Source organism: Mycobacterium sp. 852002-51152_SCH6134967 (genome assembly GCF_001667105.1).
In the GTDB taxonomy this organism is placed as follows: Bacteria; Actinomycetota; Actinomycetes; order Mycobacteriales; family Mycobacteriaceae; genus Mycobacterium; species Mycobacterium neumannii_A.
Map to the genome: position 1 here is coordinate 76,225 of NZ_LZIK01000055.1, position 12,048 is coordinate 88,272.

The window sequence follows — 12,048 nt, forward strand, 5'->3', positions numbered from 1 at the left end:
TGATTTCTCGAGCAGAAGTTCAGTTTCGAGGCAGCGCCGACGTGATCGTGTCCAGCAGGGCGCCGTACCGGTTGGCCTCGCGATGGGGACCGGGCTTGCCGCTGCTGATCACCCCGGCGGCCAAACTGCGCTGCGGGTCCGCCCATACCGCGATGTTGGTCAGGCCCGTATGCCCGAATGCGGCGGGGGCATTGCGACCGAACGGCCCGAACCGCTTCGACCCGAGCATGAAACCGGTGCCCCAGCGCAGCGGCGCCAGCCCGACCGCGACGTCGGGGCGCAGCCGCCGGGCTTCGGCGGTCGCATTGCGCAGGGTCTCCGGCGCCATGATGCGTACGCCGTCGAGTTCTCCGCCGCGTCGCAGCAATTCGGCGAACCGCGACAACTCGTAGGCCGTGGAGACCGTGTTCGACGAGGGCAGCACGCTGGTCAGGTACTGGGGGCTGTTCGAGAACGGGATGATCTTGTACATCGAGCCGCCGACCGCCAAGCGGAACACCGTGGCGGCGGGCTGAGGGAGCTCCTTGCCGGTGGCATGGCTGGGTGCGACCAACGGAACGTCGTGTGCCGCAACGCCGTAATTCGTCCACCGGAAACCCAGCGGTTCGAGGATCTCGGTCGCCAGGATGTCGCGGATGTTGCGTCCGGCCGCGGCGCCGACGATCTCGCGCATCAACGGACCCCAGGTCAGTCCGTGGTAGATGTGCACGAGGCCCGGCCGATACAGCGGTTTGAGCTCGCCGAGCTTTTCCCGGGTGTACTCGCTGTCGTCCATGCGCCGCAGATCCGGGCGCGGGCCGGTGTGGATCGGGATGCCCGCGCTGTGCGCCATCACGTGCCGGATCGTGGTGCGGTGCTTGCCGTGGCTGGTGTAGCTGGGCAGGTACTCGCAGACGCGGTCGTCGAGAGAGAAGACGCCGCGCTCGACGAGCATGTGCACCACCGTCGTCGTGATCGCCTTGGCCGCCGAGTATGCGCAGAACGGTGTCTCGGTGGTGACGGGCACCTTCTCGGTATCGGGTGGGTCGGCGGGACCGTTGCCCCATCCGTGTCCGATCGCCCGGTTCAGCACGACCTTTCCGTTGTGCCGCAGGCATATCTGGATGGCGGGATGCATCCCGGCCTCGTACCAGTGGCGCGCGGCCTGCCAGATGCGCCCGATGGCCACGGGGTCGACGTTCGAGTGGTCTTCCTCGCCGACCGCGGTCACGGCGTCGAGATCGTCGGGCACTCGTATCCTGCCGTCAGGCGTGGTCATTCGGCCGTCCTGTGCAGGGTCGCGCCCAGGTGGTGCTGCAGGGGCTGGCCCACCGCGGCCATCTGGACGGCGTAGACGAGCTCGTCACCGTCGATACGGATGGAACGGGTCAGCGCTGCAACATTTTTCGCGGTGGAGGTGAGCCCGATCGAGGTCGCGGTCAGGTCGAGCTCGATGAGTGCGCCGTCGACCACGAGGGTGCCCTCCTCGATCTCGGTGATCCCGTTCGGATGGGCCAGCACCCATTCGGCGCGTCCGGGCGACGGCACCCGCAGATAACCCGTCTCTCCGTGCAGGGGCCGGCCGTCGTCGGCGGTGGTCTTCTGCCGGTACGTCAAGAACGGTTTGCCGACATGGTCGAATGCGATCTGCTCGTGGTATCCGAACGGTTCGATCGTGGGGTAGGAACCGGCGCCCCGTCCGGACCAGACGCCGAGCAGTGGGCGCAGCACGGCGACGTCGGGGTGTAGGTCGGCCACCCGGCCAGGCTAGCGGGGCCCGCCGCTCAAGATGCCCTTGCCGATGAACGACCCCAGTTGCCCGAGCAGGTCGGTGGGGGAGGCCTGCGGAGGCGGCGAGGCGTTGGTCTGCTGCCAGGGCTGGCAATCACGCGTGGTGAATGCGGTGTCGGTCGCCTCGATGCGCACCACCTGGGGCTTCTTGGTGAGCGCGTTGTCGGGGACCTGGTCGTTGTTGACCCGCTTCCAGTAGCAGGCGCCGTCGTCCACGGGGCCCGCCGACGAGTACGTACCCGGCAGGATTTGGGTGCCGACCTGGTAGGTGCCGTCCTTGTCGATGGAGGTCAGGGGCCCCGCGGGGGGCGGTCCCGGTGCAGAGGACGGGCCCGGCGCGGCGGACGGTCCGGGAGCCCCCGGATCGGGATGATGCGGTTCATCCGGTTGGGCCTGCGCGACACCCAGCCCGCCAAGGGCGAGGAGCGCCGTCGCGGCAACGGCGGCCAGTCGCGGCAAAGTCATGCGAGCCAGTCTAAACGGACAGCGGGCCTGGGAAGGAAAAAAACCCGTCGCCGCAGCGCGGAGCTGCGGCGACGGGCATTGTGCATCTGAGGTCGACCGTTTTAGCCGGCCATGAACTCGTTGTAGGCCGACGCCAGCTCCGGCGACAGCGCCTGGACGTTGCAGGTGCGCTGCACGTCGCCGATCGGCGCGAGGATGCCGCGCAGGTCGTAGTACTCCTGCGGGTTGGCGTTGAAGTACCCGCGCAGGGTGGCCGACGCTTCGTTGCGAGGCTGGCCGAACGCGGTGGTCACGGCCTGGTTGGCACCCGGATGGGCGTCCAAGTATGAACGTGCCTGACCCGTCACATTGCTGACGGTGCCGGACACGGCGCTTGCGCTGCAGTCCGGTGCGGCCATCGCCGACGGCGCGGCGATGGTTGCTGCGGCGAGGCCGCCGAGCAGGCTGGCGGCACAGGCGCCGGCGATCTGCCGACGCGCGGCGATACCACGGATTTTCATATCGTTTCTTTCCTTCATTGCGTTTGTCGCTGATTCCCCCGTCCCCGAAAACCAAGGTACCCAAGGCAAACGAGCACAAACACCGCCGCGCAACCCGAAAGTGGACCACACGCAGGCGTTACACCGCAGCGGCGTGATCTGTACCGCAATATCACCGGAATTCGATAAGTGTGCGACCAGAAACTTCGATAACTCTGAGAATTAGCTACCGATCTTTAATTGATCGTGATCTGCACGGTGACCGAATTGTTATCCACCGCGGATGGGCGGAGCGCCGAAATAGGGCTGAACCTAAGGTGGTCCCTGTGAAGCTGGACCTGCTGAGCCCCGGCGTCGAAGTCGGCCTCGTCACCACGAACCGAGACGAGATGGTCGCCTTCTATGAAGGCTTCCTCGAACTCGAACCCCAGGGCGAGATCGAGTTTCCGGGCGGCTCGCAGCGGCGGTACTCGCTGGGCGGCAGCGTGGTCAAGCTGGTGACCTACGAGACGCCGCCGCCGCAACCGGTTACCACCGGTGGCGGCCGGGCGCAGGCCGGGATCCGGTATTTCACGGTCGGGGTGAAGAACCTGCGCGGTATCGCCCAGGAATTCGCTGCCTCCGGGTACGACGTCGTCGAGCCGCTCACCGAGTTCGCGCCGGTGCCGGGTATGGGTTGGATGTTCGTCGCCGACCCGGACGGCAACTGGATCGAAATGTTCGGAACGCTGTGACCGGCTCCCACCCCATGTCGACCCCTCCGGTGACGCCGACGTGCTACCGCCACCCAGATCGGGTGACCTATGTGCGCTGTGCACGGTGCAACCGCTACATCTGTCCCGAGTGCATGCGGGCGGCATCCGTCGGGCATCAGTGCGTGGAATGTGTGAACGCCGGCGCGCAGCAGGTCCGGCAGGTGCGCACCCAGTTCGGCGGGGTCGCGACGGCCAAACCGATGGTCACCTACGCGCTGATCGCCGCGAACGGGGTGATGTTCGTGCTGCAGATGGCGGTGCCCGGATTCCAGCGTGAACTCGTGCTGCAGTCCTTCGCCGTGGCCGACGGAGAGTTGTACCGCCTGATCACGTCGGCGTTCCTGCACTACGGGCCGGCCCACATCCTGTTCAACATGTGGGCCCTCTACGTGGTCGGCCCGCCACTCGAGGCGGCGCTGGGCCGGTTGCGGTTCTCGGCCCTTTACCTACTGAGCGCGCTCGGTGGATCCGTCCTCGTCTATCTGCTGTCGTCGCCCGTGGCGCAGACCGCCGGAGCGTCGGGCGCGATCTTCGGGCTTTTCGGGGCGATATTCGTGGTGGGTAAGCGGTTGAACATGGACGTGCGGTGGGTGGGCGCGATCATCGCGATCAACTTGGCGTTCACGTTCATCATCCCGCTGGTGAGCTCGCAGAACATCAGCTGGCAGGGTCACCTCGGGGGGCTCGTCACGGGTGCCGCGATCGCGACGGCCTACGTGTATGCGCCGCGCGGCTCGCGCAACATGGTCCAGGCGGGGGCCAGCGCGGCAGCGCTCGTGGTCTTCGCGGCGCTGATCTGGTGGCGCACCGTCGATCTGCTGGCGTCGCTCGGCCTGGCCTGAAACCCGCTCTACAGCTGGATGCGGGAGCCGACGATCACGGTGCGGTCCAGCGGCAGACCGAAGTGCGCTGCGGCGTCGGCGGTGATGTGCGACGTCGCGATGAACAGTCGTTTGCGCCACGGCGCCATGGTCGGGGCGTCGCCGGGAAATACTTCGAGCTTGGACAAAAAGTAGGACGCGTTGGCCAGGTCGACCGGGCCCTCGGTGTCCGCGGGATCGAGCAGGGCCAGCGCCCGCGGCACGTTCGGCCGTTCCATGTAACCGAACCGCGCGACGACGTGGACGATCCCGTCTCGGGTGTAACCGAGGTCGTCGTGCGTCATCCGCTCGGTATCGGGCACGCGCGGCACGGTCTCGGTCTCGACGGAGACGATGAGCACGTGCTCGGCCAGGACGCGGTTGTGTTCGACGTTGGTCCGCATTGCCAGCGGAGCGGTGTGCTGGCTGCGGTTCAGGAACACGGCGGTGACCGGTATGCGGATCAGCGGCGGTTCGCAGTGCGACAAGCCGGCGACGAACTCACGCAGCGGCCCTTCGGCGCGTTCGCGCGCTGCGGTGATGACGGCGCGCCCGCGTTGCCAGGTGGTCATCACCGTGAACGCCGCCACGGCGATGGTCAGCGGTAACCACGCGCCGTGCACCAACTTGGTGAGGTTGGCGCCGAAGAACATCAGGTCGACCACCAGCAGTGCACCCGCGCCGGGCACCACCACGGACAGCGGCCACCGCCACCGCGTGCGCGCGTAATAGAAGAACAGCGTCGTGGTGATCGTGATGGTGCCCGTCACCGCCATGCCGAACGCGTAGGCGAGCGACGCCGAACTGCGGAAGGCGAATACCAGGATCAGCACTCCCAGCAGCAGCGCGCCGTTGATCCACGGCACGTAGATCTGCCCGATGGTCGACGCCGAGGTGTGCTCGATGCGCAGTCGCGGCAGGTATCCGAGGCGCGCGGCCTGCGAGGTCACCGAGAACGCGCCCGTGATGACGGCCTGTGAGGCGATCACCGTCGCGGCGGTGGCCAACAGCACCATCGGGACGCGGGCCCACTCCGGTGCCAGCAGGAAGAACGGGGCCGCCACCGTCGACTCGTCGCCCAACACCAGCGCGCCCTGGCCGAAGTAGTTCAGCGTACAGGCGGGCAGGACGAGCCCGAGCCACCCGAAAGTGATTGCCCGCCTGCCGAAGTGGCCCATATCGGCGTAGAGCGCCTCGGCGCCCGTCACCGCCAGTACGATCGCCGCGAGCGCGAAGAAGCCGATGTGGAAGTGTTCGGTGATGAAGGTCAGTGCGTAGGTCGGCGACAACGCCTTGAGGATCTCCGGATGCCCGGTGATGCCACGCACCCCGCATAACCCGATCGCGACGAACCACAGGATCATCACCGGGCCGAAGAACCGTCCGATGGTGGCGGTGCCGCGGCGCTGCACCGAGAACAGCGCGACGATGATCACGGCCGTGACCGGAACGACGAAGTCGGCCAACTCCGGGTCGATCACTTTGAGGCCCTCGACCGACGACAGCACGGAGATCGCGGGCGTGATCATGCTGTCGCCGAAGAATAGCGCGGCGCCGAACAGACCCAACGCGGCCAGCGTCGCCGTCACCCGTCGCCCGCGCCGGCCGGTCCATCGGCGCAACAGCGTGATCAGCGCCATGATCCCGCCCTCGCCGCGGTTGTCGGCCCGCATCACCAGCGTCACGTAGGTGAGCGTCACGATGATCATCACCGACCAGAAGATCAGCGAGACGACGCCGTAGACGTGGCTGTGCGCGACGGGCACGGGATGCGGATCGCGCGGATTGAACACCGTCTGGATCGTGTAGATCGGGCTGGTGCCGATATCGCCGAACACCACGCCGAGCGCGGCGATCACCACGGTCGGACGCAGCGACGTGGTACCCGGCGCTGCTCGCATTCGATGATCATCGCCGAGCGTGGGCTCGTTCGCGGCGGATCGGCAGAGCGGCAATGCGGTCCGGTGCGCTTTGGGAGGATGAGTCTGTGGCCGACGACGCGCTCGACGAACTTTATGCCGCCAAGCTCGAGGACTTCACCGCGCTGCGCACCAAGCTCGCCGGTGAGGCGAAGAAACGCGGCGACGCCGATGCGGCCAAGCGGATCTCGGCCGCACGGAAGCCGACGACCGCTGCATGGGTGGTCAACCGGCTAGCGCTCGCCGACGAGGAGGTCACGCAACGCCTGAAGGGTCTCGGTGAACGGTTGCGCGACGCACACGCGGCAATGGATGGTGAGCGGATCCGGGAGCTGTCGGCTGAACAGCGTCGGCTGGTCAACGATCTGACCCGTACCGCGTTCGAGGAGGCGGAGCTCAAGCGTCCGACGGGAGCGCTGCACGACGACGTCACCGGCACGCTGCAGGCCGCCATCGCCGACCCCGATGTCGCGGATCGGCTCGGCCGGCTGACCAAAGCCGAGGAATGGTCCGGATTCGGCGAGTTCGGCGACACCGCAATTGTTTTCAGCCCCACAACGAAACGTAAGCCGAAGCGCGAACCCGAGCCCGAACCCGCGGAGCCGCGCGACGAAGGACGCGACGGCAAGGGCGCGGAGGCGAGCAGGCGACGACAGCAGGCGCGCGCCGAACTGGCTGCCGCCGAGCGCGCGAGGGCCGAAGCCGACGACGCACTGTCCGAACTGCAGTCCGACCTGGCCGCCGCGCGTCTGCGCCACCAGGACGCCCGACGCCGGTTGCAGGAGGCCGAGCGCGGCCTGACCGCCGCCGAGGACTCCTACGACAAGGCCAAGCAGGCCTCGCGTGAAGCCGCCGCCGCGGTCAAGGACGCCAAGGCGCGGCTGCAGCGCGTTAAGTGACTGCGCGGCAACTAATCTCCATGCTGTCGCTCTCCCGTGCCGGGATCGGTACGCTGACGTAGCCGTTAGCCGGGTCGCGAACGTAGTCGAGATAGGGCACCAGTTCGTCCATCGACGTGTTGTCCGCGACGACCAGTGCGCCCGGCGTCAGGCGCGGTTCCAGCAGCTCGAGCACCGGCACATACAACTCCTTCCAGCCGTCGAGAAGGACGAAATCGACTGTGCCGGCCAGGGTTTGCAGCGTATGCAGCGCATCGCCGGCTAGCACCGTGATCACGTCGTCGAGACCGATGTCGACGAACGTCTTCGTTGCCGCGGCGACCTTTGCCGCGCTCAGTTCAGTGGTGACGACGCGGCCCCTTCCGTTGTCCCGCACCGCCGCGGCCAGGTGGATCGCGGACAGGCCGAGGGACATGCCGAACTCGACGACGGTGGCGGGTTTAGTCGCCCGCACCAGCGCGTACAGCAGCCTGCCGGCCTCCGGCGTCACCGGCAGATAGAAGTCGCTGAGAGCGTCGGCACGCTCCTGCGGCGTCGCCTCCGACAGGCGGGCGAAGTCGGCGCGCCGAAGTGCCTCCATCTGATACCGCGCTTCGGCGTACATCCGGTCGATCGCCCCGGCGACGTGGGACTCGTGCAGTGTGATGGTCATAGTTGTCGAACGTATCGGGCCGGCGGCCGTTCGTGTCAGGATGACCATAGGGCCATGGGGACTGCCGGCACGTCGACTCGACGCGTGATCGCGGTGATCGCGCTCATGGTGCTTGCGGCCTGGGCGTTGCGGGGCTACGTCCCCGGCGTGGAGCGGATCGCCGAAGAGCCCGGGCAGCGCCAGAGCAACCCGCTGGCGTTGGCGGCGGTCATCGTGTTGCTGTGCGCGGCGGTGGCGATCATCGGTCTCGCGATCATCGTGCGGATGCGGGACAAACGGCCACTCCCGGCGGCGGCCGGGAGCCTGCCTCGGGACCGACGGCCCGGTGACCGGCCGTCGTGGCGGTTCACTCTCGTCGCGTTGGCCGCGCTGATCGGGTTGGTGTTCCTGGTCTTACTTCTGTCCCGGCTGTCGCTCCCGGTGCCGACCGAAGAGGTGCCGCCGGCCGCCACACCCGACACGTCCGTTCGCGGCGACCCCGACGACTCCGTCTCACCGCGTCCGGACGAGGACGACGCGGCCGACGGCAACGTCGTGAACTACCTGATTCCCCCGATACTTCTGTTGATGGCGCTGATCGTCGTCGGTACGGCGGTCGCGTCGCGGCGACAGGGGAGCCCCCCGACGTCGGCCGACATCGTCGAGGCGGTGGACGAGCCGGTGGTGCCGACGACCACGACATCTCTGGCCAGGGCCGCCGAGGTCGGCCTCGCCGAGATCGGTGACCTGAGCCGCGAACCGCGCGAGGCGATCATCGCCTGCTACGCCGCGATGGAACGCGAACTGACGAGGGTCCCCGGCGCAGCGCCGCAGGCGTACGACACCCCGACCGAGGTGCTCGCGCGTGCGGTCGCCAGCGGGGCGTTACGCTCCGACAGCGCCACCGAACTCGTCGAGTTGTTCGAGGAGGCGAGGTTTTCGCCACACGTGATGAGCGAGCAGCACCGTGACGCCGCGGTGCAGGTGCTCAACCGGGTGCTGAGCGAACTACCGCAGCGCACGACGGGGGTCGCGTCGTGAGAAGGCTTGTGGCCGCGGCGTTTCTGTTGGTTGTGGGTGCGGAACTGATCGCGGTCACCAGCCGCGATCGTGAGCTGATCCTGATCGTTTCCGGCATCGCGCTGGCGCTGGCATTGCTCGGCCTGCGGTGGCAGCTGGCCCGTGAGGCCGAAACCGGCGACGTTGAAACACCGTCCGACGATGCCGCAGAGTCGTTGCGTCGCTGGCGATCACGCACCGAGACCCTGATCAGCCGTGCGGAGGCCACCCGCACCGACTGGGACAGACACTTAAGGCCCATGCTCGCGCGGCAGTTCGAGTTGGCGACGGGCCAACGTCGCAACCGCAACCGATCCGCGTACCACGCCACCGGTGAGATGCTGTTCGGCCCGGAACTGTGGGGTTGGGTCAACCCCGAGAACGTCGCCAAACGCGGGACCGAAGAACCCGGACCCGGGAGGGCGACGCTCGATGAGATCCTGCAACGGTTGGAGCGGGTATGACGACAGGACTGCCTGCGGCGGCCACCACCGCGAACTGTGAAGCGGTGCTCGACGAGATCGGGCGGGTGGTGGTCGGCAAACGCGATGCGCTGGCGCTGATCCTGACGACCGTGCTGGCCGGGGGGCACGTGCTGATCGAGGACCTGCCGGGTCTCGGCAAGACGTTGATCGCGAGGTCCTTCGCCGCGGCGCTCGGACTGGAGTTCAAACGCGTGCAGTTCACCCCCGACCTGCTGCCCGCCGATCTGCTCGGCTCGACGGTGTACGACATGCAGTCGGGCCGTTTCGAATTCCGTCGCGGCCCGATCTTCACCAATCTGCTTCTCGCCGACGAGATCAACCGCACACCGCCGAAAACACAGGCGGCGCTGCTCGAAGCGATGGCGGAGAGCCAGGTGAGCATCGACGGCGCGACGCACCCGTTGCCTGCCCCGTTCATCGTGTTGGCGACCGACAACCCGATCGAGTACGAGGGCACCTACCCGCTGCCCGAGGCTCAGCTGGACCGCTTCACGATCCGGCTCGAACTGCGGTATCTCTCCGAACAGGAAGAGGCGTCGATGTTGCGCCGCCGCATCGACCGCGGCTCCGCCGAACCGACGGTCGCTCAGGTCGTCGATGCCCACGATCTCGTCGCGATGCGGGAGTCGGTGGAACAGGTCACCGTGCACGACGATGTGCTGCGTTACGTGGTGTCGTTGGCTGCCGCCACCCGAAACCACCCGCAGATCGCGGTGGGCGCCAGTCCCCGCGCCGAACTCGATCTCGTCCAGCTGGCCCGCGCCCGCGCGCTGCTGCAGGGTCGTGACTACGTCGTACCCGAGGATGTGAAATCACTTGCGGTTCCGGCAGTTGCGCACCGGATCACGTTGCGACCGGAGATGTGGGTGCGCCGAGTCCGTGGCAGCGATGTGGTCGACGAACTACTGCGGCGGCTACCGGTGCCGCGGACCGACCAGTGATCGAAGTCCGCTGCACCGAGGCCGAGTTAGGCTGGCGCGCTTCACCTCTGACGCGGGCGCTGCTGACCTGTGCGGTGGTGGCCATGGCCGTGGCGGTGCTCGGGTCGCGCTGGGAGCTCATCGCGTTCGGCGCGCCGCTTCTCGGGGTGCTGTGTTCGATCGGGTGGCAGCGCGCGGTTCCCACGGTGCGAGTGTGCGCCGATCCCGGCGTCCACCGTTGCTTCGAAGGTGAGCCGGCGCGCATCACGATGTGGGCCGAGGCCGGGAACGAGTCGGTGAGGCTGCTGAGCGGTTCCGTCGACGGGATGACGCTCGAGGTCGCTTCGCGGGAAACATCAAGGCAAACCGTGGTGGCGACCGCGCAGCGCTGGGGCCGTTATCCGCTTCAGGCACACCTGGCGGTCGCGGCGCGGGGCGGTCTGGTCGAGGGGATCGGGGTGGTCGACGCCGCGGACGTCTTCGTGTTCCCGATGGCGCCGCCGCAGTCGACGGCGGTCCCGCGCACCGAGTTGCTCGATCGGCTGGGCACTCACCTGACCCGGCACATCGGCCCCGGTGTCGAGTACGCCGACGTGCGGCGGTATGTGCCGGGAGATCAACTGCGCACGGTGAACTGGGCGGTCAGCGCGCGTCGGGGCAGCCTGCATGTCACCGAAAGGCTGACCGACCGCGCCGTCGACGTGGTCGTGCTGATCGACAACTACGCCCAGCCGGCGGGTCCCGCGACCGAGGCCACTGAGCGCACGGCACGCGGCGCGGTTCAGGTGGTGCAGAGCGCGCTGCGCAGCGGCGACCGGGCGGGCATCGTCGCGCTCGGTGACCGGCATCCGCGGTGGTTGAGCGCGGACATCGGCCGAAGGCAGTTCTATCGGGTGCTCGACGCGATGCTCGGTGTCAGCGGTGGTTACGACACCACGTCGGGCACTCTGGCGCCGCGCGCCGCGGTCCCGCCGGGCGCGATCGTCGTCGCGTTCTCGACGATGCTGGACACCGAGTTCGCGCTGGCGTTGATCGACCTGTGCAAGCGCGGCCACACCGTTGTGGCGGTGGACGTTTTGCAGGGTGCGCCGTTCGAGGAGGGATGCGACGCGTTGGTGGCACGGATGTGGGCGCTGCAGCGGTCGTTTATGTATCGGGACATGGGCACCGTCGGTGTGGACATCGTGGCGTGGCGTGAGGACGACACGCTCGACCAGGCCATGCAGCTGGTGCCCCAGCACCGCAGACCGGTGCGGAGGCGACGGTGAGTCGCGCCTTGTCCACGGGCTTCGGTTTCGTCATGGTGGCGGCGGCCGCCCTGCCTGCGGACGATGCGGCGTTGGTTGTGTGTGGTTTTGCGGTAGCGATGGTGTTGCTAGGCAATGTGTTTCGGGTGGCCGCCACGTTGGCGGTGTTGTCGACGGCCGCCGCGATCGTAGTGGCATCGGCGAGTCCAGTGCTGGCGGCGCTGTGCGGGTTGGCCGGTGCGGCGTACCTGGTGTTTCGGCACACCACCGACGTCACTGTGCCGACTGTCGCTGGGGCACTGGGGTTCACGGGTATCGCTTTGACGGCGGTGCTGCTGTCACCGGAGCTGCCATGGGTGCCGTTGGCGGCACCGATCGCGGTATTGGCGGTTGTCGTGCTCGCGACGCGGCCGTTCTGGTTGGGTGCCTCGCAGCGGTGAACGGTGCGCCGGAGGTTGCGCCGACATAGTCCCGACTTGTCGGTGTTATGTCTCTGGACATAGGTGACAGTTCTGCATCAGGACATCGGTAACACTTTGCGTGGTTCTGGTGGTGACAC

14 protein-coding genes are annotated in these 12,048 nt (G+C 67.7%); 8 read left to right on the top strand and 6 right to left on the bottom strand.

The features are described 5' to 3' along the window. Positions 1–19 precede the first annotated feature (19 nt). The 4 genes from lipE to A5790_RS16730 form a co-directional block, all read right to left on the bottom strand. Positions 20–1,258 (bottom strand): lipase LipE, encoded by a 1,239-nt coding sequence (gene lipE / locus A5790_RS16715; RefSeq protein ID WP_066846456.1) that lies wholly within the window; start codon positions 1,256–1,258, stop codon positions 20–22. Then, positions 1,255–1,737, bottom strand: a complete 483-nt coding sequence (locus tag A5790_RS16720; protein ID WP_066846459.1) for a peroxynitrite isomerase — start codon at positions 1,735–1,737, stop codon at positions 1,255–1,257. Before A5790_RS16720 ends, lipE begins: the two co-directional genes overlap by 4 nt. Positions 1,738–1,746: 9 nt before the next feature. Further along, a complete protein-coding gene (locus tag A5790_RS16725; RefSeq protein ID WP_094292756.1) occupies positions 1,747–2,235 on the bottom strand; it encodes a hypothetical protein in 489 nt (162 codons plus the stop codon). A gap of 101 nt (positions 2,236–2,336) precedes the next feature. Next, entirely contained in the window at positions 2,337–2,735 is a 399-nt protein-coding gene (locus tag A5790_RS16730) for a heme-binding protein (RefSeq protein ID WP_066846468.1), read from the bottom strand. A gap of 305 nt (positions 2,736–3,040) precedes the next feature. On the opposite strand from A5790_RS16730, the gene A5790_RS16735 reads away from it, so the two are divergent. Together A5790_RS16735 and A5790_RS16740 are read left to right on the top strand one after the other, a co-directional pair. Further along, a complete protein-coding gene (locus tag A5790_RS16735) occupies positions 3,041–3,448 on the top strand; it encodes a VOC family protein (RefSeq protein ID WP_197696811.1) in 408 nt (135 codons plus the stop codon). Positions 3,449–3,462: 14 nt separating this feature from the next. Beyond that, complete coding sequence (locus A5790_RS16740) at positions 3,463–4,311, top strand: rhomboid family intramembrane serine protease (RefSeq protein WP_066846472.1); 849 nt, start codon at positions 3,463–3,465, stop codon at positions 4,309–4,311. Positions 4,312–4,319: 8 nt separating this feature from the next. Here the strand turns inward: A5790_RS16740 and A5790_RS16745 are convergent, their stop codons facing one another. Then, on the bottom strand, positions 4,320–6,230 hold the full coding sequence (locus A5790_RS16745) for a potassium transporter Kup (RefSeq protein ID WP_066846474.1): 1,911 nt from the start codon (positions 6,228–6,230) through the stop codon (positions 4,320–4,322). 86 nt (positions 6,231–6,316) lie between these two features. Between A5790_RS16745 and A5790_RS16750 the strand changes: the two genes are divergently transcribed. Then, positions 6,317–7,147: a hypothetical protein gene (locus A5790_RS16750; protein ID WP_231987818.1), complete on the top strand. Its 831-nt coding sequence runs from the start codon at positions 6,317–6,319 to the stop codon at positions 7,145–7,147. Here A5790_RS16750 and A5790_RS16755 read toward each other — a convergent pair. Further along, entirely contained in the window at positions 7,140–7,799 is a 660-nt protein-coding gene (locus tag A5790_RS16755) for an O-methyltransferase (protein ID WP_066846479.1), read from the bottom strand. The genes A5790_RS16750 and A5790_RS16755 overlap by 8 nt on opposite strands. A gap of 54 nt (positions 7,800–7,853) precedes the next feature. Here A5790_RS16755 and A5790_RS16760 point away from each other — a divergent pair, with 54 nt between their 5' ends. Genes A5790_RS16760 through A5790_RS16780 form a run of 5 tightly spaced genes read left to right on the top strand, consistent with a single transcriptional unit; the run spans position 7,854 to position 11,929 of the window. Continuing rightward, positions 7,854–8,819, top strand: coding sequence for a DUF4129 domain-containing protein (locus A5790_RS16760; protein ID WP_066846483.1), 966 nt, complete (start codon positions 7,854–7,856; stop codon positions 8,817–8,819). Further along, a complete protein-coding gene (locus tag A5790_RS16765) occupies positions 8,816–9,301 on the top strand; it encodes a hypothetical protein (protein ID WP_066846488.1) in 486 nt (161 codons plus the stop codon). Before A5790_RS16760 ends, A5790_RS16765 begins: the two co-directional genes overlap by 4 nt. Then, entirely contained in the window at positions 9,298–10,263 is a 966-nt protein-coding gene (locus tag A5790_RS16770) for a MoxR family ATPase (protein WP_066846490.1), read from the top strand. Before A5790_RS16765 ends, A5790_RS16770 begins: the two co-directional genes overlap by 4 nt. Then, the gene (locus tag A5790_RS16775; protein WP_066846493.1) at positions 10,260–11,510 is read left to right on the top strand and encodes a DUF58 domain-containing protein; all 1,251 of its coding nucleotides are present in this window, start codon (positions 10,260–10,262) and stop codon (positions 11,508–11,510) included. The genes A5790_RS16770 and A5790_RS16775 overlap by 4 nt, the downstream gene beginning before the upstream one ends. Further along, entirely contained in the window at positions 11,507–11,929 is a 423-nt protein-coding gene (locus A5790_RS16780) for a hypothetical protein (protein WP_082961760.1), read from the top strand. The genes A5790_RS16775 and A5790_RS16780 overlap by 4 nt, the downstream gene beginning before the upstream one ends. The last annotated feature ends 119 nt before the right edge of the window (positions 11,930–12,048 follow it).